We start from the raw sequence: 22,913 nt of genomic DNA, 5'->3' as shown, positions 1-22,913 counted from the left end.
GCGGCTGAGGGACAACTTTGACGCAACCCTGATGAGCGGCGTGCCGCACCGTCCGGTTCAGTGCTCGGCGATCTCGCCGTCGTGCAGTTCCAGCACCCGGTCGGCCAGGTCCAGCAGGGTCGCGTCGTGGGTGGCGACCAGCGCGGTGACCTGCTCGCTGCGGACGACCGCCCGCAGCAGCTCCATCACGGCGTGCCCGGTCTCGGCGTCGAGCTGGCCGGTCGGTTCGTCGGCGACGATCAGGGCCGGCCGGTTGGCGAGGGCGCGGGCGACGGCGACCCGCTGCTGCTGGCCGCCGGACAGCTCGCCGGGCCGCTGGGCCGCGTGCCCGGCGAGGCCCACGAGGGACAGCAGCAGCTCCACCCGCTCCTCGCGCTCGCGCGGGTCGGCGCGGCGCAGCCGCAGCGGTACGCCGACGTTCTCGGCCGCGGTGAGGATGGGGATGAGCCCGAAGGACTGGAAGACGAACCCGATCCGGTCCCGGCGCAGCCGCAGCAGCTCGCTCTCGCCCAGCTCCCCCAGCCGCAGCCCGTCGACCTCGACCTGCCCGCGATCGGGCGTGTCGAGCCCGCCGACGATGTTCAGCAGGGTGGTCTTCCCGGACCCCGAGCGCCCCTTGAGGGCGACCAGCTCCCCGCGCCGCACCTCCAGAGACACGCCGCGCAGCGCGTGCACGGCGCCGGCGCCCGTGCCGTACGACTTGTGCACGTCCTGGACCCGCACCATGGTGCCGGTGACCACCTGACCGCCCATACCGCCCCTCCCCCGTCAACCGACGGCAAGTATGGCGCCGCGAAGGGGCGCGGGGAACGGCGCGAACAACCGCGGCAGACCCGCATTCGGCGACGACACACATCCCCAACGGCGCGACCCCGCAAAAAAACGGGCCGCACCCCGAAGGCACGGCCCGTACCGACCCTGCTGAACCCAGCGGAGCGCCTAGCGGACCTCGGTGATCTCAGGCCCCCGCTGCAGCTGCCCCATGCCGCCGGAGAAGCGCGAGCCCTCCTCCTGCTGGACCCCCTCGGGGACCATCTGCGCGTCGTTGGGCAGCTTCAGGACGATCGGGTCGCGGGGCGCCATCGGGCCGTCGCCGCGGACCACGACCGTGTCGCGGAAGATCTGCTCCAGCAGCCCGGCCGCCTGCGGCTGCACCGCGCCCTGCCCGGAGATCACACCGCGCAGGAACCAGCGCGGGCCGTCCACGCCGACGAACCGCACGACCTGGAAGCCGCCGGTGCCGTCGGGCAGCTGCACCGGCACCTGGGCGCGCAGCTCCCAGCCGAGCGGGCCCTCGACCTCGTCGACGATGCCACCCTGCTGGGTGATGCCGGAGGCGATCTCCTCGCGGACCTCGCCCCAGATGCCCTCGCGCTTGGGCGCGGCGAAGGCCTGGAGCTGGATGGCGCTGTCGCGCAGCACGACGGTCGCGGCGACGATCGCGTCACCGGCGACCTCCACCCGCAGCTCCATGCCGTCGACACCCGGCACGAACAGACCGCCCAGGTCGACGCGGCCGTCGCCGGGGTCGCGCACCTCGCTGCTGTCCCACGGCCCGTCGGGCCGGGGCCCGGGCTCCAGCCGGACGCGCTCGCGCTCGACCTCTTCCACCTCGTCCGCCTCGGTGTCGACGCTGTCGACGACCTGCTCGGCCTCGCCGGCCGCGTCCTCGGCGGCACCCTTCTTCTTGCGACGTCCGAACACGTCACTGTCCTTCCCGGTCGGATACGACCGAAGCGTATCGATTCCCACCCGTCGGACCGCCCTTGGCGGCCTGACCGCTTGTGCCGCTCTCGCCGCCCACCGCGGCATGACCGCCGGTGGACCCGAAGCCCCCCTCGGCGCGCGCCGAGCCGGGAAGCTCCGCCACCTCGCGGAAGCGGACCTTCTCGACCTGCTGGACGACCAGTTGGGCGATCCGGTCGAAGCGCTCGAACCGCACGGACTCGCGCGGGTCGAGATTCACCACGATCACCTTGATCTCCCCACGGTACCCGGCATCAACCGTCCCCGGGGCATTCACGAGGGCGACACCGCAGCGGGCGGCGAGACCGGAACGCGGATGCACGAAGGCCGCGTACCCGTCGGGCAGGGCGATCGACACACCCGTGGGGAGCACGGCCCGTTCACCGGGCTTCAGCTCGCACGCCTCGGTGGTGCGCAGATCGGCTCCGGCGTCCCCGGGATGCTCGTACGCGGGCAGCGGTACGTCGGGGTCGACGCGCCGGATCAGTACGTCGAGCGGGCTACGGCTCACGGGTTCACCTCGAAGGCGCGGGCGCGCCGGATCTGGTCCGGGTCGCTCATGGCGGCCTGGATCTCCTCCCGGCGGCCGTGGTCGGTGAAGTGGTCGACCTTGACCTCGATGAACAGGGCGTCGGCGCGGACGGCGACCGGGCCGTCGGGGCCGCCGATGCGTCCGGTGGCCGTGGAGTAGATCTTGCGGCCGGCGACCGCGGTGACCTCCGCTTCCAGGTACAGCGTGGTGCCCACCGGGACAGGGCGCACGAAGTCGGTCTCCAGCCGGCCGGTGACGGCGATGGTCCGCAGCAGCCAGTTCAGCGAGCCGAGGGTCTCGTCCAGGGCCGTGGCCAGCACGCCGCCGTGCGCGAGGCCCGGGGCACCCTGGTGGGCGGGCTGGACGGTGAACTCGGCGGTCAGCGAGACGCCGTCGCCGGCCCGTGCCTCCAGGTGCAGCCCGTGCGGCTGACCGGGTCCGCACCCGAAACAGTGTTCATAGTGGGCGCCGAGGAGTTCCCCGGGCGCGGGCGCGTCGGGGTGCCGTACCGGTTTCACCGCGTCGGCGGGGGGCTGAAGGCTTGCGGAACTACCACTCACAGGCGCAGACCTTACCCGCCCGTCCGTCACCCGCCACCGCCCTGCTCGGCAGCGCTTCGCGCCGGCCGCCCCGACTCCGGCCGGAGACGGATCCCGTGCCAAGCTTGGCTCCATGCAGCTCTCCGCCACCCCCTACGAAGAACGCCTCACCGCCCCCCGCTCGTGGTGGCTGATCAGCTTTCTCGTGGGCGCCTCCTTCGCCTTGGTCCTGCTTCCGTTCGGCACCCTGCCGCTGCTCGGCGGCCTGGTCGGCGGTACGGCCGCGGCGGCCGTCGTGGCCAGCGCGTACGGCTCGCCGCGCATCCGTGTCGTGGGCGGCTCGCTGATCGCGGGCGAGGCGAGGATCCCGGTGTCGGCGCTGGGCGAGGCGGAGGTGCTGGACGCGGAGGAGGCCCGCGCCTGGCGGACGTACAAGGCCGACACCCGGGCGTTCCTGCTGCTGCGCGGGTACATCCCGACCGCGCTTCGGGTGGAGGTCACGGACCCCGAGGACCCGACGCCGTACCTGTACCTGTCGACGCGGGAGCCGGAGAGGCTGGCGGCGGCGATCGAGGCGGCGCGCACGGCCGACGCCTGAGCGGCGCCGACAACGCTCCTGATCAGGACGCCTGGCGCTCGTCTAGCGCTCGTCGGGGAGGTCGCCCAGGTCCAGGGGCTCGGCCGGTTTCTCCAGCGGCGGCAGCTGCTCCAGCTCCTCCCAGGGGGCCTGGATCGCGCGCAGGTCCGCCCGGATGCGGGCGGCGAGCCGCTTGGTGTCCCGCCGGTTGACGACCGCCCCGACCGCGGCGCCCACCATGAACGGCATGAGGCTGGGCAGGTCCCGGACCATGCGCCGCATGATCTGCTGGCGCAGCCGGCGCTTCATCTGGCCACCGAGGGCCGAGTCGTACGTCGACGGCTTGAGCACGTCGACCCCGCGCTCCCCCGACCAGGAGGACAGATACGCGGTGCTGCGGGTTCTGAGGTTTCCCGGCGGTCTGACGCCGTAGACCTCGTGCAGTTCGGCGATGAGCTTCATCTCGATCGCGGCGACCCCGGTGATCTCCGCGGCCAGTTCGGTCGGCATGGCCGGCGGCATGGGCAGCATGGCGGCCGCTCCGATGCCGGCCCCGACCGTCGCGGTCCCGGCCGTGGCGCCCGCCACCAGCTTGTCGGCGAGCTCCTCGGGCCCGAGGCCGGGGAACTGCCGGCGCAGGGTCGCGAGGTCGCGTACGGGGATGCGCGGGGCGATCTCGATGATCCGGTCGGCGAGGTACGCCAGACCCGCGCGGGCGCTGCTGCCACCCTTGTGGGCCCCTTGCCGGGCCATCTCCCGGGCCTTGCCACCCATCACCGCAGCCCTCCGCCGGGCGGCCGGCGCGAGGGTGCGCGCCCGCGCCGGGCGGTCCACCCGGTCGCCGGCCGGTTCGAGCGGGGCCACCACTCCGGGTGTGCCCCGCTCGTCGTCACGCGCGCCGTGCGGGCCGTCGGACGGCCCTTCGTCCGCTTTCCCCAGGGAGAAGCGGCGCTTCCGAGGAGGGGTCGAGCCAGACACGGCCGACCCGGCCTCAGTCGCAGTCGCGGCAGATGGGCTGGCCGTTCTTCTCCCGGGCCAGCTGGCTGCGGTGGTGCACCAGGAAGCAGCTCATGCAGGTGAACTCGTCCTGCTGCTTGGGCAGCACCCGGACGGCAAGCTCCTCGTTCGAGAGGTCGGCGCCGGGCAGCTCGAGGCCCTCGGCGGCCTCGAACTCGTCGACGTCGACCGACGAGGTGGTCTTGTCGTTCCGCCGGGCCTTCAGTTCTTCGAGGCTGTCCGAGTCGACGTCGTCGTCGGTCTTGCGTGGAGTGTCGTAGTCGGTTGCCATAGTCGCTCTCCCCCTCTGGGTGTCTGCGGTGTCTCCAGCGCACGTAACGCGTGAGAGGCCGGACTTGTGCCCGACCTGAGGCGGAGATTTTGCCTCACATCAAGGTCTGTTACTCAATCGACACCCAACCCGACCCCTCAAGAGTGATCGGCTTGGATGGCGGTGAGGACCGTACACGGTCCGAATGTCGCACCTCAAAGGCGCCTCATCGTGTACTTCCCGTGATCAAGAGCCCTGAAAACCAGGACTTTCCCGGCTTTCCGCCATGTTTCATGATCACAGAGAGTACATGGCCGAAAATCCGTCCATGTGATCGATCACACAGGAGCAAGCTCATTCGGCGGCTGAAAAATTCCGCGTCGAGCGAACATCCTCCGCGTGTGTCGGTCCAGGGCGGATACGGCCGGTCCGGCGGCTCCGCCGAGGATCACAGCGGCAGGGTGACCCTCATCACCAGCCCCCCGCCCTCGCGGGGCTGCGCCCCGATGTGGCCGCCGTGCGCACGGGCCACGGACCGCGCGATGGACAGGCCGAGGCCCACACCCTTGTCGCTGCCCGTGCGCTCCGTACGGAGCCGTCTGAAGGGCTCGAAAAGGTTGTCGATCTCGTACGCCGGGACCACCGGTCCGGAGTTGGCGACGGTCAGCACCGCCTGCCCGTGCTGGATCTCCGTGTCCACCTCCACCCAGCCGTCCTCCGGCACGTTGTACCGCACCGCGTTCTGCACCAGGTTCAGCGCGATCCGCTCCAGCAGCACGCCGTTGCCCTGCACCACGACCGGCTTGCGCTCGCCGCGGATCTTCACGCCCTTGGCGTCGGCCTCGGCGCGCACCTGGTCGATGGCCTGGGTGGCGACCTCGGCCAGGTCGACGGGCTTGCGCTCGACGATCTGGTTGTCGCTGCGGGCGAGCAGCAGCAGCCCCTCGACCAGCTGCTCGCTGCGCTCGTTGGTGGCGAGCAGGGTCTTGCCGAGCTGCTGCAGCTCCACCGGCGCGTTCGGATCGGACAGGTGCACCTCGAGCAGCGTTCTGTTGATCGCCAGCGGGGTGCGCAGCTCGTGCGAGGCGTTGCCGACGAAGCGCTGCTGGGCGGTGAAGGCCCGCTGGAGCCGCTCCAGCATGTCGTCGAACGTGTCCGCGAGCTCCTTCAGCTCGTCGTCCGGGCCGTCCAGCTCGATCCGGCGGGACAGATCGGAACCGGCCACCTGGCGGGCGGTACGGGTGATCCGGCCGAGCGGGGACAGCACGCGGCCCGCCATCGCGTAACCGAACGCGAAGGCGATCACGGCGAGGCCCAGCAGGGCCAGCAGCGAGCGGCTGAGCAGATCGTCCAGGGCGGCCTGGCGCTGCTGGTCGACGCAGTGCGCGATCGCGTCGTTGAACTCCGACAGCGGCAGGCTGGTGGTGTTGATCGCCGGGCAGTTGTCGCTGGAGACCTTGATCGCCGTACCGCTCACGATCTTGAACAGCGGCTGGTTGCCCGTGCTGATCGCCTGTGCGGCCAGCAGGTAGATGATCGACAGCAGCAGGATGCCGGCGATCAGGAACATGCCGCCGTACAGCAGCGTCAGCCGTATGCGGATGGTCGGGCGCAGCCACGGGAAGGGCGGCTGCGGCCTTCTGGGGTCCCAGGTGGGCTTCGGGGGCGCCTGGGGCGGCGCGGGTGTGGCGGCCATGGCGGATCAGATCCGGTAGCCGGAGCCGGGGACGGTGACGATCACCGGCGGCTCGCCCAGCTTGCGCCGCAGGGTCATCACGGTGACGCGCACGACGTTGGTGAACGGGTCGGTGTTCTCGTCCCAGGCCTTCTCCAGCAGCTGCTCGGCCGAGACGACCGCGCCCTCGCTGCGCATGAGCACCTCCAGCACCGCGAACTCCTTGGGGGCGAGCTGGATCTCCTTGCCGTCCCGGAAGACCTCGCGGCGGTTGGGGTCCAGCTTGATGCCGGCGCGCTCCAGGACGGGCGGCAGGGGAACGCTCGTACGGCGGCCGAGGGCGCGCACGCGCGCGATCAGCTCGCTGAACGCGAACGGCTTGGGCAGGTAGTCGTCGGCGCCGATCTCCAGCCCCTCCACCCGGTCGCTGACGTCACCGGAGGCGGTGAGCATGAGCACGCGCGTGGGCATGCCCAGCTCGACGATCTTGCGGCAGACGTCGTCGCCGTGCACCAGCGGGAGGTCGCGGTCGAGGACGACCACGTCGTAGTCGTTGACGCCGATGCGCTCCAGGGCGGCCGCACCGTCGTACACGACGTCGACGGCCATGGCCTCCCGGCGCAGTCCGGTGGCCACCGCATCGGCGAGCAGCTGCTCGTCCTCGACGACGAGTACGCGCACGTCGCTTGTCCTTCCTCATGTCCACCCGCGTAGCCGCGCCGTGGGCGCGTGCGGGCAGGGGTGTTCGTGGGGTGTGACCTCCATCCTGCCCTTTTCGGCCGTAAGTCGGCTGTAAGGCGGGTTGCGGACCTCACGGACCGGCGCCCCGGGCCGGGAATACGAGAATTTCTCCTCCGGTTGAGGTTTCCGGACGAGGGAGCAGGGGGAGGACGGCTTTACACCCCGCGATCACGCTCTGCATGTAACGCAGCACCATGCGGTACTCCGCGATCCGCTTCCGCAGAGCGGGCGTGGGTGTCCGGCACCGTCGCCGCCCAGCAGGGCAGCGCTGGGCACCCGCGAGAGACGTGATCGCCCCTTCCCAACCGGCACACCCCCGTGCCACCGACCCACGACCCAGGACGAGGGGGCGCAGCATGGACGCTTTCACCGCAGGACTTCTGCAGCGCATAAGGGCGACCGAGTCCGACCTGACGCGGGCTCGTGACGAGGGTGACGACTTCCTCGTCGAGGTGGAGCAGGCAGAGCTCGACGACCTGCGACGCCTCGCCGCCGAACACGGTGTGGAGGTCGGCGCGTCACGCGTCTGATCGGCCCGAAAGCGCGACAGCGGGACCCCCGGCGAATCCAGCGCCGGGGGTCCCGTCCGTTTCCCGCCCCGTGTCTCCGCCGAGGCCTGCGCCTTGTCCGGCACGGCCCCCCGCTCAGTCGTGCCAGGCGCCGAAGTCCTCCAGCAGCCGCTGGAGGGGCTCGAACACCCCCGGCGACCCGGCGACGGTCAGATCCCGCGACGGGCCATGTCCGGGCCGCCCGCCGACCAGCCCGCCCGCCTCCCGGGCGATCAGGTCGCCCGCGGCGAAGTCCCACGCGTTGAGCCCGCGCTCGTAGTACCCGTCGAGCCGGCCGCAGGCCACGTCGCACAGGTCGACCGCCGCCGAGCCGCCTCGCCGGATGTCGCGCAGCAGGGGGATCAGCCGGGCGGCGACCTCGGCCTGATGGGTGCGGACCTCGGTGACGTAGTTGAAGCCGGTGGAGACCAGGGCCTGCTCCAGCGGGGGCGCGGGACGGCAGACGAGCGCCCGCTCGCCCTCCCATGCGCCGGTGGCCCACGCCCCTCCGCCGCGCACGGCGTGGTACGTCTCGCCGCGCATCGGAGCCGCGACCACCCCGACGACCGTCTCCCCGTCCTGCTCGGCGGCGATGGACACCGCCCAGGTCGGCAGGCCGTAGAGGTAGTTCACCGTGCCGTCGAGCGGGTCGATCACCCAGCGCACGCCGCTGGTGCCCGCCACGGACGCGCCCTCCTCGCCGAGGAAGCCGTCGTCGGGGCGGTGGCCGGAGATCAGATCGGTGATCAGCTTCTCCGCCGCGATGTCCATCTCGGTGACCACGTCGATCGGGCTCGACTTGGTCCTCGCCACGGCGAGGTCGGCCGGTCTGCCGTCCCGCAGCAGGTCACCGGCGCGGCGGGCGGCCTCCCGGGCCAGTTCCAGCAGGTCCCGGTGCAGGGGGTCGGTCACGGGTCTCCTCACGCGTAGGGGCTGTCGGCGCCGGCGGCGGCCGGGCGCGGGGCGCGGGCCGGGCAGCAGCCGACCGGGCAGAGGTGGTGGCTCGGGCCGAGGGCGCCCAGAGCGCAGGGCGTGACCGGCCGGCCGCTCTCGACGGCGGCGCGCTCCATGACCAGGTCGCGGACGGCGGCGGCGAAGCGCGGGTCGGCGCCCACCGTGGCCGAACGGCGCACCGGCAGGCCCAGCTCCACCGCCTTGGCCTTGGCCTCGGTGTCGAGGTCGTAGAGGACCTCCATGTGGTCGGAGACGAAGCCGATGGGTGCCATCACCACGGCCGGGACGCCCGCGGCGTGCTGTTCCTGAAGGTGGTCGCAGATGTCCGGCTCCAGCCACGGGATGTGCGGGGCGCCGGAGCGGGACTGGTAGACCAGCCGCCAGGGGTGGTCGATTCCCGTGCGCTCCCGGACGGCGTCGGCGATCAGCTGGGCCACGTCCAGGTGCTGCTCGACGTAGGAGCCGCCCTCGCCGTGAGCCTCGACGGGGCCGGAGGTGTCGGCGGCGGAGGTCGGGATGGAGTGGGTGGTGAAGGCGATGTGGGCGCCCGCGCGGACGTCCTCGGGGAGGTCCTCCAGGGCGCGCAGCACGCCGTCGGCCATGGGCTCGACGAAGCCGGGGTGGTTGAAGTAGTGCCGCAGCTTGTCGACCTTGGGCAGCGGCAGGCCCTCGGCCTCCAGCGCGGCCAGCGCGTCGGCGAGGTTCTCGCGGTACTGGCGGCAGCCGGAGTAGGAGGCGTAGGCGCTGGTGGCGAGCACCAGGATGCGGCGGCGGCCGTCGGCGGCCATCTCCCGCAGGGTGTCCGTCAGATACGGCGACCAGTTGCGGTTGCCCCAGTACACCGGCAGGTCCAGGCCGTGCTCGGCGAAGTCCTTGCGCAGGGCGTCCAGCAGGGCGCGGTTCTGGGCGTTGATGGGGCTGACCCCGCCGAACAGGAAGTAGTGCTGCCCGACCTCCTTCAGGCGTTCCTTCGGGATGCCGCGCCCGCGCGTGACGTTCTCCAGGAACGGGACCACGTCGTCCGGGCCTTCGGGGCCGCCGAAGGAGAGCAGGAGCAGGGCGTCGTACGGGGTGGGATCGAGCGCGTCTGGCATGACTCGATCCTGCCACCCGGTGCCGACAGCCGGGGAACGGTGGGGTGACGAGTCGGGTTCCAACCGGTTCATGGCGGTTTCCCCGGCCGATGACCGGCGGATGAACCGGGTGCGATTAGGGTCCCCTTACTCGTAAGCTGTATCAGCCGCATTCGCGCCTTACCGAGCCGCTTCGGAGACCCCGTGCCCAGCCCCTACAGAGCCCTGTTCGCCGAACCCGGTACCAAGGCGTTCTCCGCCGCGGGTTTCCTCGGCCGGATGCCGCTGTCGATGATGGGCATCGGCGTGGTCACGATGGTCTCCCAGCTGACCGGGCGGTACGGGCTCGCGGGCGCGCTGTCGGCCACCATCGCGCTGTCCGCCGCGGTGATCGGACCGCAGATCTCCCGGCTGGTCGACCGGCACGGGCAGCGCCGGGTGCTGCGCCCCGCCACCCTGGTGGCCCTCGCCGCGGCGGCCGGCCTGCTGCTCGCCGCGCATCTGACGTGGCCGGACTGGGTGCTGTTCGCGTGCGCCGCCGGGATCGGCTCGGTGCCGAGCCTCGGCGCGATGATCCGGGCCCGTTGGGCGGCGCTGTACCGGGGCACCGGGAAGCTGCACACCGCGTACTCGTTCGAGTCGGTCGTCGACGAGGTGTGCTTCATCTTCGGGCCGATCGTCTCGATCGGGCTGTCCACGGCGTGGTTCCCGGAGGCGGGGCCGCTGCTCGCCGCCTGCTTCCTGGCCGCCGGCGTCTTCTGGCTCACCGCCCAGCGCGCCACGGAGCCCGAGCCGCACCCGCGCGAGCCCTCCGGCGGCGGTACGGCCCTGCGCTCGGCCGGGCTGCAGGTGCTGGTGGCGACCTTCGCGGCGACCGGCGCGATCTTCGGGTCGGTGGACGTGGTCACCGTCGCCTTCGCCGACGAGCGCGGCCACAAGAGCGCCGCGAGCCTGGTCCTCGCGCTGTACGCGGCCGGTTCCTGCGTCGCCGGGGTGGTCTTCGGGCTGCTGCGGCTCGCCGGGGCGCCGGAACGCCGCTGGCTGCTGGGCGTGGCGGCGATGGCCGTGAGTATGATCCCCCTCCTACTGGTCGGAAACCTGCCGCTTCTGGCCGTGGCGCTGTTCGTTGCGGGCCTGTCCATCGCGCCGACGATGATCACGACGATGTCCCTCATCGAAGAGCACGTACCTCGCGCGCAGCTCACCGAGGGCATGACCTGGGTGAGCACCGGCCTCGCGGTCGGCGTGGCGCTCGGCTCGTCCGTGGCCGGCTCGGTGATCGACGCGGCCGGGGCGCGGGCCGGGTACGGGGTCCCGGCGGTGTCCGGGGCCGTCGCGGTCGCGGTCGGTTTCCTCGGGTACCGCCGGCTGCGCAGGCCGGCCTCGGGTCGGGGAGGCACCGTTGAGCAGCACAGCGAGCGGGAAGAACGGCACCTGGCGTAACTGGGGCGGCACCGTGTCGGCCCGGCCCGCCCGGCAGGTCGCGCCCGCGTCGGCGGCGGAGCTGGCCGCGGTGGTGCGCCGGGCCGCCGAGGACGGCCTGAAGGTGAAGGCGGTCGGCACCGGCCACTCCTTCACGTCGATCGCGGCCACCGACGGTGTGCTGATCCGCCCTCACCTGCTGACCGGCATCCGCGGGATCGACCGCGAGGCCATGACGGTCACGGTGGAGGCCGGCACGCCGCTCAAGCGACTCAATGCGGCACTGGCGCGCGAGGGTCTGTCGCTCACCAACATGGGCGACATCATGGAGCAGACCGTCTCCGGTGCCACCAGCACCGGCACGCACGGCACGGGTCGCGAGTCGGCCTCGATCGCCGCTCAGGTCAAGGGGCTCGAACTCGTCACGGCGGACGGCTCGGTGCTCACCTGCTCCGAGAAGGAGAACCCGGAGGTCTTCGCTGCGGCCCGAATAGGCCTCGGCGCCCTCGGGATCGTCACCGCGATCACCTTCGCCGTCGAGCCGGTCTTCCTGCTCACCGCCCGCGAGGAGCCGATGCCCCTCGACCGGGTCCTCACCGAGTTCGATCAACTGTGGGCGGAGAACGAGCACTTCGAGTTCTACTGGTTCCCGCACACCGGCAACACCAACACCAAGCGGAACAACCGCAGCGCCGGCCCCGAGCAGCCCGTGGGGCAGCTGGCCGGCTGGTTCGAGGACGAGTTCCTCTCCAACGGCGTCTTCCAGGTGGCCCAGTGGGTGGGCCGCGCCGCCCCCGCCGCCGTACCGGCCATCGCGCGGATCTCCAGCAGGGCCCTGTCCGCGCGGACGTACACGGACATTCCCTACAAGGTCTTCACCTCGCCGCGCCGGGTGCGCTTCGTGGAGATGGAGTACGCCGTCCCGCGCGCGGCCCTGGTGGACACGCTGCGCGAGCTGAAGGCCATGGTCGACCGCTCGGGACTGCGGGTCAGCTTCCCCGTCGAGGTGCGCACCGCCCCGGCCGACGACATCACCCTGTCGACCGCCTCCGGCCGGGACAGCGCCTACGTCGCCGTCCACATGTTCCGGGGCACGCCGTACCAGGCCTACTTCACCGCCGCCGAGCGCATCTTCACCGCCCACGAAGGCCGGCCGCACTGGGGCAAGGTGCACACCCGGGACGCCGAGTACTTCGCGCGCGTCTACCCGCGCTTCGGCGAGTTCACCGCACTGAGGGACCGGCTCGACCCGGAACGGCTGTTCCAGAACGCCTACTTGAGGAGGGTTCTGGGGCCGTAGGCGCCACAACGGGCATTTCGTGCATACCGGGAACTTGTCGTACCGGAATGCATTGCTTCCGTTTCCGGGGATTGCGTGAAGTTCGCCACGTTCATGATCCGCGAAACCGGTTGCCGACGGCCAAGTCGCAAGCGTTGCCAGAAGTTGGGCGGCGCGCCCATCCACGCACATGGTCCAAATGGAGTACTGTTGCGAGCCCTGGGTCCGGTCTCCCACCAGGGTGTCCGCGGCCTTGCAGGACCGCCGGGAGGGGGGCTAGTTGCACAGGGTGACGGATTTGGTCACTTAGCGTTGCGAACAGGTAACCGTGCCATAACGGCGGCCCAGGGCCCGTGCCCGACACGCCGGGCAACTCGGCAAGGTTGTGGCAGGCTGCACCCGGGCAGGCCACACTCGACTAGCGGAAGCAGCGACGCACGTGACGTCGGCAGGCACCACCCGGGAGGTCCCCATGCCCGAACTGCGTGTCGTGGCCGTCTCGAATGACGGCACACGGCTGGTGCTGAAGGCTGCCGACGCAACGGAGTACACCCTTCCGATCGACGAACGGCTGCGCGCCGCCGTGCGCGGCGACCGGCCCCGCCTCGGCCAGATCGAGATCGAGGTCGAGAGCCATCTGCGCCCCCGCGACATCCAGGCGCGTATACGCGCGGGTGCCACCGCGGAAGAGGTCGCACAGCTCGCCGGCATCCCCGTGGACCGGGTGCGGCGCTTCGAGGGCCCCGTGCTCGCCGAGCGCGCCTTCATGGCCGAGCGCGCCCGCAAGACCCCGGTCCGCCGCCCCGGTGAGAACTCCGGGCCGCTGCTCGGCGAGGCCGTGCAGGAGCGGCTGCTGCTGCGCGGCGCCGAGAAGGACACCGTGCAGTGGGACTCCTGGCGCCGCGACGACGGCACCTGGGAGGTGCTCCTCGTCTACCGGGTCGCGGGTGAACCGCACTCGGCGAGCTGGACGTACGACCCGCCCCGGCGGCTCGTGCAGGCCGTGGACGACGAGGCGCGCTCGCTCATCGGCGAGTCCGACGACCTCGCCGTACCCGAGCCGAGCTTCCCGTTCGTGCCGCGCATCGCCCGCCTGCCGCGCGAGCGTTCGATGGACCGCGCGCTCGACCGGGGCGACCGGGAGCGGCCGAGCCTGCCCGCGCAGTCGTCCGAGCCGGCGGAGGAGAGCACGGGCGAACGCGACTCGCTGACCAGCCTGCTGGAGGCGGTACCGAGCTTCCGGGGCGACCTGGTCGTCCCGGAGCGCCCGGCGGAGACGCCGGAGGAGCCCGACGCCGAACCGGCCGCCGAGGAGCCGCCGGCTCCGGCCGCCTCGGCCGGTTCGGCCTACGCGGACGTGCTCATGCCCCGCTCCGTGGGCAGCCACCGGGACCGGCTCATCGGCGCCACCGACCGCCAGGCGGAGGCCGACGGCGTCCGCCCCGGCCGCCGCGCCGCCGTACCGAGCTGGGACGAGATCGTCTTCGGCACACGCCGCAAGAAGCAGGAGTAACCGGCCGAATGGCAACGGGAAGTGGGGGCACGCGTGCGTGCCCCCACTTCCGGCTGCACGCGCGCGTGCCCGCAGCGGCGTTACTGCGGATCCGCGCCCACCGCCACCGGCCGTTCCGGATCCGAGGACCACTCGGACCACGAACCGACGTACAGCGCCGCCGGAACGCCCGCCACTGCGAGCGCCAGGACCTCGTGGGCGGCGGAGACGCCCGAGCCGCAGTACACGCCCACCTCGGCGTCTGCGGACACGCCGAGCGCCTTGAAGCGGTCCCGCAGTTCGTCCGCCGGCAGGAAGCGGCCGTCGGGGCCCACGTTCTCCGTGGTCGGCGCCGACACCGCGCCCGGGATGTGGCCGCCGACCCGGTCGATCGGCTCCACCTCGCCGCGGTAGCGCTCCCCCGCACGGGCGTCCAGCAGCACACCCGTGCGGGCCAGGGCGGCGGCGCCGTCCGCGTCCAGCAGCCCGGAGGCGGCCGGCTCGGGCCGGAAGTCGCCCTCGGCCGGCTCCGGCTCGTCGGTGGACAGTTCGCCCTGCCAGGACGGCAACCCGCCGTCCAGAACCCGCACGTCCGGGTGACCCGTCCAGCGCAGCAGCCACCAGGCGCGCGCCGCCGCCCAGCCCTGGCCGCCGTCGTACACGACCACCGGCCGGCCGGCCGAGACGCCCGCGCGGCGCATGGCGGCACCGAACTCCTCCAGGTCAGGCAGCGGATGCCGGCCGTTCCGCCCCGGCTCGCCGGCCAACTCCCGGTCCAGGTCGACGAAGACCGCGCCCGGGATGTGCCCGGCGGCGTACTCGGCGCGTCCGTCGAAGTCCGGCGCGCCCGCCGCCTTCGCCAGGCTCAGCTGCCAGCGCACGTCCAGCAGCACCGGAGGACGGTCCCCGGCCAGCTCATGCGCGAGATCGGTTGCGGTGATGATGGCTGTCATGGCGCCATGCATACGCCAGGGGTGGCCGCGGCGTCCAGGTCCGGCTACTCTGCTCGGCCGGACACGCTCGATCACGTGGCGTACGGGATCGAGCACGTGCTGTACAACCGGCGGACACCCGCCGGCCATCGTCAGGAAGCGGCGAAGACGGCAGACCGGGCATCCTCCCGGGGGTGTCGCCGAGCGGCGGCCCGCCACGGCCCGCCCCGGCGGGGAGGATGCGGGCACCGGCACGGGCGTGACCGACGCCGGCGTGGACCCCCTTGCGGGGGCGGAAGCGACACGGCCACCGCGAGGGGCCGGGGAGAGAGTGATCGATGACCGAGGCACGGGAGCCGGCCGGCCCGCACGCGGGGCGTGCGCCCGGCACGCCCTGCTGGGTGAGCCTGATGGCGCACGGGCTGGCCGCCACCGAGGAGTTCTACGGGGAGCTGTTCGGCTGGGAGTTCCGGCCGGGTCCGCAGCAACTCGGTCCGTACGTGCGAGCGCTGCTGGACGACCACGAGGTGGCGGGCATGGGCCAGCTGCCGCCGGACCGCCGGCTGCCGATCGCCTGGACGCCGTACTTCGCCTCGGTCGACGTGGATCTGACGGCCGACACCGTGCGGGAGTGCGGCGGCACGGTGGCGGTCGGACCGCTGGACGCCGCGGAGGCCGGGCGGATGGCCATCGCCGCCGACCCCTCCGGGGCGGTGTTCGGGATCTGGCAGTGCGCCGCGCACCTCGGCACCGCGATCACGGGAGTGCCGGGCACGCCCGCGTGGAACGAGCTGGTGACCTTCGAGACCGAGAGCGTCGCCAAGTTCTACACGACGGTGTTCGGTTACGAGCAGGAGCCGGTGGTCTCGGCCGACTTCGACTATGTGACGCTCCACCTCGGCGGCCGCCCCGTCGCCGGTCTGCACGGCGTCGGCCATGCGCTGCCCCGCGACCGCGGACCGCACTGGCAGACGTACTTCGAGGTGGCCGACGCGGACGCGGCGGTACGGCAGGTCGCCGACCTGGGCGGCCGGATCGTCCGCCAGCCGCACGACAGCCCCCACGGCCGCGTGGCCACGGTGGCGGACCCGGAGGGCGCGGAGTTCTCGGTGGTCGAGAACCCCCACTGACCGCTCCCCGGGCCGCCCGGACCCGGGTCACCCCGCCCCGAGCGCTCCCACAGGCCTGGGCGCCCGCGGACCGGAACGGACGCGCGCGGGCCCTGGGCAGCCAGGAAGACGCCCCAGGGGGACGCGCACGGGTCCTGGCAGCCCGACAGACGCCCCCGGCGGACGCGTGTGGGTCCTGGGCAGCCCGGCAGAGGTCCAAAGCGACAGCTGCCCCGGAGGAACGCGCGCGGGTCCCGAGCAGCCCGGCAGACGCCCCGGGCGGACGCACGCGGCCCGGGCGGCCGGGTGACTGCCCCACACGACAACGCCCCCTACTGACGCGCGCGAGCCCGAGAGGGGCCGGGAAACGTCCCGGGCGGCGCCTGTCCCGGACCGACACGCGCAGCCCGAGAGCGGCCGGGAAACGCGCCCACACGACAACGCCCCCCGACCGACGCGTGCCGCCCGAGTCCGGCCGGGAGACGCCCGGGCCGCACCTGCCTCGGACCGGCACGGACAGCCTGAGAGCGGCCCGGGCGGCGCCTGTCCCGGACCGACACGCTCAGCCCGGGGACAGCCGGCAGACGCCCCCTGCACGACAACTGCCCCCGCATCGGCGCGCACGGCCCACGGGTGGCCGGGAGGCGGTTGGGAGAGGCGGCGTCGGTCTCGAGTGGGCCGGGGTCAGCGTGGGGAGACCGGCAGGACGTCCGGGGACAGGGCCGCCGCGCGGGCCGTCGCGGCGGTCATGCGGCGGCGGTGGTGGCGGCGGCACAGCACCTCGTACCCGATCTCGCCGGTCGACTGGTCGACGTCGCCGACGACGACCTGCGCGCCCTCGACGACCATCTCGCCGCCTATTGTGCGCGCGTTGTGCGTGGCGCGGGCGCCGCACCAGCACAGCGCCTCCACCTGGAGCACCTCGATGCGGTCGGCCAGCTCCACCAGCCGCTGCGAGCCGGGGAAGAGCTTGGAGCGGAAGTCGGTGGTGATGCCGAAGGCGTACACGTCCAGGCCGAGGTCGTCCACCACGCGCGCGAGCTGGTCGATCTGCTCCGGCGCGAGGAACTGGGCCTCGTCCGCGATCACGTAGTCGGCCCGTCGGCCCTGCGAGAGGTGATCCACGAGGTAGGCGTACAGGTCCTGGTCGTCGGCGACCTCGACCGCGTCGGTGACCAGGCCGAGCCGGGAGGACAGCTTGCCCTCGCCCGCGCGGTCGTTGCGGGTGAAGATCATGCCGACGAGGCCGCGCGCGGAGCGGTTGTGCTCGATCTGCAGAGCCAGCGTCGACTTCCCGCAGTCCATCGTTCCGGAGAAGAACACCAGCTCGGGCATGAGGAGTCGAGCACCTTTCGGCAAGTAGTCGCAGAGGGCAGGGGGACAGCGTCAGGAGCGTACTTCGAGCAGCGGGACCAGCTGCTCGGCGGGCGTCATCGAGCCGTGGTTGCCGACCAGCGCCGACTCCTTCGGCTCCCGTTCCGACGCGATGACCAGGACGTCGTCGTGCGCGGCCGCGACCACGTCCCCGAGCCGGGCGTACACCCGCTCGTCGACGCGCGGCCCGAACCAGCCCGCCGCGATCGCCTCGTCCCGCGACGCCACCCAGAACTGCTCGCCGAGCACCTCGCGCCACACGGTCAGCACGTCGTCCTCGGCGCCCGGCACCGCGTACACGTGCCGCGCCCGGCCCTCGCCGCCCAGCAGGGCGACCCCGGCGCCCAGCTCCCAGTCCGTGTCGAAGTCGATGCGGTGCTCGTCGTCGAAGGGGACGTCGACCATGCCGTGGTCGGCGGTGACGTACAGCGCGCTGCGCGGCGGCAGTTGCTCGGCGAGGCGCTGGGCGAGCCGGTCGACGTACATCAGCTGGCCGCGCCAGGTGTCGGAGGCGACGCCGTAGCGGTGCCCGGCGCCGTCCAGTTCGGAGTAGTACGTGTAGACCAGCGAGCGGTCCCCGGCGGCCAGTTGCTCCGCCGCGAGGTCCATCCGCTCCTCGCCGCCGAGCCGTCCGTGGAAGCTGCCGCCGCTGAGCGCGATCCTGGTGAGCGGGGTGCGCTCGAAGATGGGCGAGGTCACCTGGGCGGCGTGCACCCCGGCCGCCTGGGCCAGCTCGAAGACGGTGGGGTACGGCTGCCAGGCGTGCGGGTCGGTGTACGGCTGCCAGCGGAGCTGGTTCATCAGCTCGCCGGTGGCCGGGTTGCGCACGGCGTAGCCGGGCAGGCCGTGCAGGCCGGGGGGCAGGCCGGTGCCGACGGAGGCGAGGGAGACCGCGGTGGTGGCCGGGTAGCCGGCGGTGAGCGGGCGGCCGGTGCCGCCGCGCGAGGTGCCGAGCAGCGAGGCCAGGAACGGGGCCTCGTCGGCGTGCGCCCGCAGCTGCTCCCAGCCGAGGCCGTCTATCAGCAGGACGCAGACCCGGTCGGCGGCGGCCAGTTCGGGAATCGTGGCGGTCATACCGGGCACGCCCATGCCGGCGGCTACGGTGGGCAGCAGATCGGCGAGGGAGCCGCTGCCGTACTCGGGCAGCGGCGCGGTGTCCAGGGCGAGCGGTTCCGGGTGGTCCCAGGCGGAGAGCTGGGACATCAGCGGGTGATGTCCGCGGTCGCCTCCGAGATGGCCTGGGCGAAGGCGAGCGCCTCGCGCACCGTCTCCGGGCCGTCCCCGGCCTCGCTGACGCGCAGGCTGAGGTCGTCGGCCGTGGAGTTGCCCGTGTAGCCGTGGTCGGCGTCGCAGTTGGGGTCGCCGCAGGCGGCGGGCTCCAGGTCGATGCGGCTGACCGCACCCCAGCCGATGGTGAGCACGACCTCGCGGGGCAGGGTGCCCGGGGTGTACTGCTCCGGGTTCGCGACGACGCGGCTGACCACGACGGAGGAGATCCGCTCCAGTTTCACCGACTCGGTGGAGGTGGTGGCGTACGGCGTCGGGGAGGTGCTGTCGGCGGCCTGCTCGTCGGTGTGGCTGACGATGAAGCGGTTGCCGGTGAGGACCAGCACGGTCACGTGCCGGCGCACCTCGTTCTGGTCGAAGGTGGTCTCCTGGTGGACCAGGTACGACCGGATGGGCTCACCGCCCACGGCGGCCTCCACCGCCTCGGCCACGAGGGCCGGGTAGTAGCCGCTGCGCTCGATCGCCGCTCGCAGCCCCTGGGTCGTCGTACTGGTCTTGGCCATGGCGTCCATCCTAATCCGTGGGCAAGGGCGGTCCGGGCCAGTCGCGCGGACCGGGGGCGGGCTGCGCACGCGCGCGTGGAGGCCGGCGAACGCCCTCCGGGCGGGCCTCCAGCCGCTCGGCGGCGATCAGACAGGAGAGGGGCTCGGGGCCGCCGGCGTCCGCTGCGGACGCGACCACGAGGGCCGGCGCCTCGCCGAGGGCGCGCACCAGCCGTGCCGTCGCCCCGGCGGTGGGCGGGCGGAGGACGGGGCCCTGGAAAGCGGACGGGCAGGACACGTAGAGCGGGGCGGCGAAGCCGGCCTCCGGGCCGTGGGTGGCAGGTGAGGTCGTACCCGGCGGCGAGCCGCGGCTCCTCCGCGTCCCAGCCGGTCGCCTCCCCGTCCCGCCAGCTGCCCTCGGGCAGCTCGCGGCCGGCGCTCTCCATGCGGCCCCCCTCTCCCGGTCAGTAGGCCGGCATCGTGCGCGGGCCGAGGTCGTCGCGGGCGGGCGGCGGCGCGAGCCGCAGGGTGGCGCCGAGGACGCCGGCGCCGTGCGGGGCGACGACGACCGGCTCCAGAGTGACGGCGACCACCTCCGGGTGGTCGTCGACCAGCCGGGACACCCGCAGCAGCAGCTCCTCCAGCGCCGGGGTGTCGACGGGCGTGGAGCCGCGCCAGCCGAACAGCAGCGGCGCCGTGCGGATCGAGCGCACCAGCGAGGTCGCCTCCCGGTCGGTGACCGGGACCAGCCGGTGCGCCATGTCGCCGAGCAGCTGGGAGGCGGCTCCGGCGAGCCCGAAGGACAGCACGGCCCCGGCCGCCGGGTCGATCACGGCCCGTACGACGGTGTCGACGCCGCGCGGTGCCATACCCTGCACCACCGGCCGCAGCTCCTCCGGCTTCCCGAACAGCTCGGTCAACTCGGCGTACGCCCGGCGCAGTTGCTCCTCGTCGGCCAGGTCGAGGCGTACCCCGCCGAGGTCGGCACGGTGCCTGAGGTGCGGGGCGGTGGCCTTGAGGGCCACCGGGTAGCCGAGGGTGCGGGCGGCTTCGGCGGCGGCGTCGGGGGTGGGCGCGGGCAGGGCGCGCCGTACCCGGATGCCGTACTTGCCGAGCAGTTCGCAGGTCTCCTCGTCGGAGACGGTGAGTCCTTCGCCCCGCGTGAGCAGCTCGTCGATCAGCCGCGCGGCCCCCTTCTCGTCGATGTCGTCGTACTCGGGCACCTTGCCGGGGTCCATGGCCTCCCGCCGCCACTGTCCGTACCTGACGGCCTCGGCCAGGGCCCGCACCGCGCGTTCGGCGGCGGGGTAGGCGGGGATGAGCCGCGCGCTCTCCGCGGGGGTGCCGGGTGCGGGGGGCGCGCCGGTGTCCGCGACCGCGGTGGACGGTCGTCCCGCGGGGCGACCGGGAGAGTGAGCACCGTGCTGCGCGTCGGGTGACGGCTCTCCGGGGTGCGGCGCCGCTCCGGCTGCCGGTTCGACGGCCCCGGCCTGCGGTGCCGTGCTGGCCGCGGCCGACAGCGCCTCCGCGAGCCCGCCCAGCTCCACGTGCACCACCAGCACCGGCTTGCCGGGCACCGCCGCCGCGGCCGACCGCAGCGCCCGGGCCAGCTCCGCGTCCCCCGGCGACGCCTCCCCGATGGCCGGGATCGCCGTGACGACGACGGCGTCGTTGGTGTCGTCCGCCAGAGCCCGCGCCAGCGCCCCGCGGAAGTCCTCCGCCGTCGCCCCGGTCGTCAGGTCCAGTGGACGCGACGGCCGCAGGCCCTCGGCCAGGCACCGGTCGTACGCCAGCACGCCCAGCGACTCGGAGTTGCCGAGGATCGCCACCCGGGGTCCGGCCGGCAGCGGCTGCCGGGCGAGCAGCAGCCCGGTGTCGACCAGCTCGGTGATCGTGTCGACCCGGATCACGCCGGCCTGCCGCAGCAGCGCGGCGACGGTGTCGGGCGGCAGCCGGGTGGCCCGTACCGCGTGGCCCTGGGGCGCGGAGCCGACGCCCTGCACCACGACCAGGGGTTTGGACGCCGCGGTGCGCCGCGCGAGGCGGGTGAACTTGCGCGGGTTGCCGATGGACTCCAGGTACATGAGGACGACGTCGGTCTCGGGGTCGTCGTACCAGTACTGGAGGACGTCGTTGCCGGAGACGTCCGCGCGGTTGCCGGCGGACACGAAGGTGGACACGCCGGTGACCCCGGTGACCCCGCCGCCGCGCCGGTGCAGCCGGGACAGCAGGGCGATGCCGATGGCGCCGGACTGGGCGAACATCCCGATGCGGCCGGGGCGCGGCAGCTCCGGCGCGAGGGAGGCGTTCAGCCGGACGTCCGCCGCGGTGTTGATGATCCCGAAGGCGTTGGGCCCGATGATCCGCATGCCGTACGCGCGCGCCTGGCGCACGAGCGCCCGCTGCCGCTCGCGCCCCTCGGGCCCGCTCTCGGCGTATCCGGCGGAGAGGACGACGAGCCCCTGCACCCCGTGTTCACCGCACTCGGCGACCACGGCGGGCACGTGCTCGGCGGGGACGGCGACCACGGCGAGGTCCACGTGGTCGCCGATGTCGCGGACGCTCCGGTGCGCCGGCACCCCGTCGACCTCGGTGAGGTCCTCGGGGAAGGCCTTGTTCACGGCGTGCAGCCGGCCGTCGTAGCCGGCGTCCCTGATGTTGCCGAGGACGCTGCGGCCGACCCCGCCGGGGGCGCGGCCGACGCCGACGACGGCGACGGAGCCGGGCCTGAGCAGCCGCCGTACCGAGCGGCCCTCGGCGCGCTGTTCACGCGCGCGCTGCACGGCCAGGGAGCGGTCGGTGGGTTCGAGGTCGAACTCCAGGCGGACCACGCCGTCCTCGAAGCTGCGCTTCTGCGTGTAGCCGGCGTCCGTGAACACCTTGATCATCTTGGTGTTGGCGGGCAGCACCTCGGCGGTGAAGCGGCGGATGCCGCGCTCGCGGGCGACCGCGGCGATGTGCTCCAGCAGGGCGGAGGCGACCCCGCGCCCCTGGTGCGCGTCCTGCACGAGGAAGGCGACCTCGGCCTCGTCGGCGGGTGCGGCGGCGGGCATGCCGTCCGCGCCGACGCGGTCATAGCGTACGGTGGCGATGAACTCGCCGCCTACGGTGGCCGCGAGTCCCACCCGGTCCACAAAGTCGTGGTGCGTGAAGCGGTGGACGTCCTTGGCGGAGAGCCTGGGGTACGGCGCGAAGAAGCGGTAGTACTTCGACTCGTCCGAGACCTGCTCGTAGAAGCTGACCAGGCGGTCGGCGTCATCAACGGTGATGGGCCTGATGCGTGCGGTGCCACCGTCGCGCAGCACCACGTCCGCCTCCCAGTGGGCGGGATACTGGTGCCGGTCCTTCCGGTCCGCCGAGGTCTGCATGGGCCCCAGAGTACGGCTCGCGTCCGACAACGGCGCGGGGCAGGCTGTGGAGGACGGCACGCCGGATCGAGGCCGCGGTCCGGCAGTGCCCGGGAAGGACACAGGTCCGATCCGGGCATGCTTCACGATATGGGAAACTGGTCTAGACAACCCTGAAGACTGAAGGGCAGCAACACATGGCTGAGCGCCGCGTCAACGTCGGCTGGGCCGAGGGCCTCCACGCCCGCCCCGCCTCCATCTTCGTCCGAGCCGCCGCGGCCGCAGGCGTCCCGGTGACGATCGCCAAGGCTGACGGCACCCCCGTCAACGCGGCCTCCATGCTGGGTGTCCTGGGCCTGGGCGCCCAGGGCGGCGAGGAGATCGTCCTGGCCTCCGACGCCGAGGGCGCGGACGCCGCTCTCGACCGCCTGGCCAAGCTGGTCTCCGAGGGCCTCGAGGAACTGCCCGAGACGGTCTGAGCACCGGGCACGCCGACCAGCGGAAGCCGTGTCGCCCTTTTCCGGGGCGGCGCGGCTT

At 73.1% G+C, this 22,913-nt stretch carries 22 protein-coding genes; 7 read left to right on the top strand and 15 right to left on the bottom strand.

The features are described from left to right. Window positions 1-57: 57 nt before the first annotated feature. The 4 genes from ACGFZN_RS18645 to ACGFZN_RS18630 all read right to left on the bottom strand — a co-directional run bounded on the left by ACGFZN_RS18645 (window position 58) and on the right by ACGFZN_RS18630 (window position 2,838). Entirely contained in the window at window positions 58-753 is a 696-nt protein-coding gene (locus ACGFZN_RS18645) for an ABC transporter ATP-binding protein (protein WP_393859551.1), read from the bottom strand. A gap of 186 nt (window positions 754-939) precedes the next feature. Then, window positions 940-1,704: a DUF3710 domain-containing protein gene (locus ACGFZN_RS18640; RefSeq protein WP_393859550.1), complete on the bottom strand. Its 765-nt coding sequence runs from the start codon at window positions 1,702-1,704 to the stop codon at window positions 940-942. A gap of 1 nt (window position 1,705) precedes the next feature. After that, entirely contained in the window at window positions 1,706-2,257 is a 552-nt protein-coding gene (dut, locus tag ACGFZN_RS18635) for a dUTP diphosphatase (protein ID WP_393859549.1), read from the bottom strand. Beyond that, window positions 2,254-2,838: a PaaI family thioesterase gene (locus ACGFZN_RS18630; protein WP_393859548.1), complete on the bottom strand. Its 585-nt coding sequence runs from the start codon at window positions 2,836-2,838 to the stop codon at window positions 2,254-2,256. The genes dut and ACGFZN_RS18630 overlap by 4 nt, the downstream gene beginning before the upstream one ends. A gap of 112 nt (window positions 2,839-2,950) precedes the next feature. Here ACGFZN_RS18630 and ACGFZN_RS18625 point away from each other — a divergent pair, with 112 nt between their 5' ends. Continuing rightward, window positions 2,951-3,415, top strand: a complete 465-nt coding sequence (locus ACGFZN_RS18625; protein ID WP_393859547.1) for a DUF3093 domain-containing protein — start codon at window positions 2,951-2,953, stop codon at window positions 3,413-3,415. Between the two features lie 42 nt (window positions 3,416-3,457). Here ACGFZN_RS18625 and ACGFZN_RS18620 read toward each other — a convergent pair whose 3' ends face one another. The 4 genes from ACGFZN_RS18620 to ACGFZN_RS18605 all read right to left on the bottom strand — a co-directional run bounded on the left by ACGFZN_RS18620 (window position 3,458) and on the right by ACGFZN_RS18605 (window position 7,017). Continuing rightward, window positions 3,458-4,372 carry a hypothetical protein gene (locus tag ACGFZN_RS18620; protein ID WP_393859546.1) on the bottom strand — a complete coding sequence of 305 codons (915 nt, stop codon included), beginning with the start codon at window positions 4,370-4,372 and terminating at the stop codon, window positions 3,458-3,460. A 13-nt stretch (window positions 4,373-4,385) separates the two neighbouring features. Next, window positions 4,386-4,682 (bottom strand): DUF4193 domain-containing protein, encoded by a 297-nt coding sequence (locus ACGFZN_RS18615; RefSeq protein ID WP_053655247.1) that lies wholly within the window; start codon window positions 4,680-4,682, stop codon window positions 4,386-4,388. A 427-nt stretch (window positions 4,683-5,109) separates the two neighbouring features. After that, window positions 5,110-6,357: a sensor histidine kinase gene (locus ACGFZN_RS18610; RefSeq protein WP_393859545.1), complete on the bottom strand. Its 1,248-nt coding sequence runs from the start codon at window positions 6,355-6,357 to the stop codon at window positions 5,110-5,112. Window positions 6,358-6,363: 6 nt separating this feature from the next. Then, complete coding sequence (locus ACGFZN_RS18605; RefSeq protein WP_031165802.1) at window positions 6,364-7,017, bottom strand: response regulator transcription factor; 654 nt, start codon at window positions 7,015-7,017, stop codon at window positions 6,364-6,366. Window positions 7,018-7,433: 416 nt separating this feature from the next. On the opposite strand from ACGFZN_RS18605, the gene ACGFZN_RS18600 reads away from it, so the two are divergent. Beyond that, entirely contained in the window at window positions 7,434-7,607 is a 174-nt protein-coding gene (locus ACGFZN_RS18600; RefSeq protein ID WP_167359198.1) for a hypothetical protein, read from the top strand. Between the two features lie 114 nt (window positions 7,608-7,721). On the opposite strand, the gene ACGFZN_RS18595 is transcribed toward ACGFZN_RS18600, so the two are convergent. Next, entirely contained in the window at window positions 7,722-8,537 is an 816-nt protein-coding gene (locus ACGFZN_RS18595; protein ID WP_393859544.1) for an inositol monophosphatase family protein, read from the bottom strand. A gap of 8 nt (window positions 8,538-8,545) precedes the next feature. Further along, entirely contained in the window at window positions 8,546-9,673 is a 1,128-nt protein-coding gene (locus ACGFZN_RS18590) for a ferrochelatase (protein WP_393859543.1), read from the bottom strand. Between the two features lie 183 nt (window positions 9,674-9,856). Between ACGFZN_RS18590 and ACGFZN_RS18585 the strand changes: the two genes are divergently transcribed. The 3 genes from ACGFZN_RS18585 (at window position 9,857) to sepH (ending at window position 13,866) form a co-directional block, all read left to right on the top strand. Beyond that, a complete protein-coding gene (locus ACGFZN_RS18585; RefSeq protein WP_393859542.1) occupies window positions 9,857-11,095 on the top strand; it encodes an MFS transporter in 1,239 nt (412 codons plus the stop codon). Next, window positions 11,055-12,374 carry a D-arabinono-1,4-lactone oxidase gene (locus tag ACGFZN_RS18580; protein ID WP_393859541.1) on the top strand — a complete coding sequence of 440 codons (1,320 nt, stop codon included), beginning with the start codon at window positions 11,055-11,057 and terminating at the stop codon, window positions 12,372-12,374. Before ACGFZN_RS18585 ends, ACGFZN_RS18580 begins: the two co-directional genes overlap by 41 nt. 451 nt (window positions 12,375-12,825) lie before the next feature. Then, complete coding sequence (gene sepH / locus ACGFZN_RS18575; protein WP_393859540.1) at window positions 12,826-13,866, top strand: septation protein SepH; 1,041 nt, start codon at window positions 12,826-12,828, stop codon at window positions 13,864-13,866. An 80-nt stretch (window positions 13,867-13,946) separates the two neighbouring features. Here the strand turns inward: sepH and ACGFZN_RS18570 are convergent, their stop codons facing one another. Next, on the bottom strand, window positions 13,947-14,798 hold the full coding sequence (locus ACGFZN_RS18570) for a sulfurtransferase (RefSeq protein ID WP_393859539.1): 852 nt from the start codon (window positions 14,796-14,798) through the stop codon (window positions 13,947-13,949). 317 nt (window positions 14,799-15,115) lie between these two features. On the opposite strand from ACGFZN_RS18570, the gene ACGFZN_RS18565 reads away from it, so the two are divergent. Then, on the top strand, window positions 15,116-15,907 hold the full coding sequence (locus tag ACGFZN_RS18565; protein ID WP_393859538.1) for a VOC family protein: 792 nt from the start codon (window positions 15,116-15,118) through the stop codon (window positions 15,905-15,907). A 663-nt stretch (window positions 15,908-16,570) separates the two neighbouring features. On the opposite strand, the gene ACGFZN_RS18560 is transcribed toward ACGFZN_RS18565, so the two are convergent. From ACGFZN_RS18560 to ACGFZN_RS18545, 4 genes are all read right to left on the bottom strand, one after another. Continuing rightward, entirely contained in the window at window positions 16,571-17,221 is a 651-nt protein-coding gene (locus ACGFZN_RS18560; protein ID WP_393859537.1) for a thymidine kinase, read from the bottom strand. A gap of 51 nt (window positions 17,222-17,272) precedes the next feature. Beyond that, a complete protein-coding gene (locus tag ACGFZN_RS18555; RefSeq protein WP_393859536.1) occupies window positions 17,273-18,463 on the bottom strand; it encodes an alkaline phosphatase family protein in 1,191 nt (396 codons plus the stop codon). Continuing rightward, window positions 18,463-19,059 (bottom strand): DUF5998 family protein, encoded by a 597-nt coding sequence (locus ACGFZN_RS18550; RefSeq protein ID WP_393859535.1) that lies wholly within the window; start codon window positions 19,057-19,059, stop codon window positions 18,463-18,465. The genes ACGFZN_RS18555 and ACGFZN_RS18550 overlap by 1 nt, the downstream gene beginning before the upstream one ends. A gap of 434 nt (window positions 19,060-19,493) precedes the next feature. Further along, window positions 19,494-22,397, bottom strand: a complete 2,904-nt coding sequence (locus ACGFZN_RS18545) for a GNAT family N-acetyltransferase (RefSeq protein ID WP_393859534.1) — start codon at window positions 22,395-22,397, stop codon at window positions 19,494-19,496. Between the two features lie 176 nt (window positions 22,398-22,573). Here ACGFZN_RS18545 and ACGFZN_RS18540 point away from each other — a divergent pair, with 176 nt between their 5' ends. After that, window positions 22,574-22,855 carry an HPr family phosphocarrier protein gene (locus ACGFZN_RS18540; RefSeq protein ID WP_393859533.1) on the top strand — a complete coding sequence of 94 codons (282 nt, stop codon included), beginning with the start codon at window positions 22,574-22,576 and terminating at the stop codon, window positions 22,853-22,855. Window positions 22,856-22,913: the final 58 nt, after the last annotated feature.

Source organism: Streptomyces sp. NPDC048192, assembly GCF_043202415.1.
Taxonomy (GTDB): Bacteria; Actinomycetota; Actinomycetes; order Streptomycetales; family Streptomycetaceae; genus Streptomyces.
This window is presented reverse-complemented; position numbering and strand designations above follow the sequence as displayed.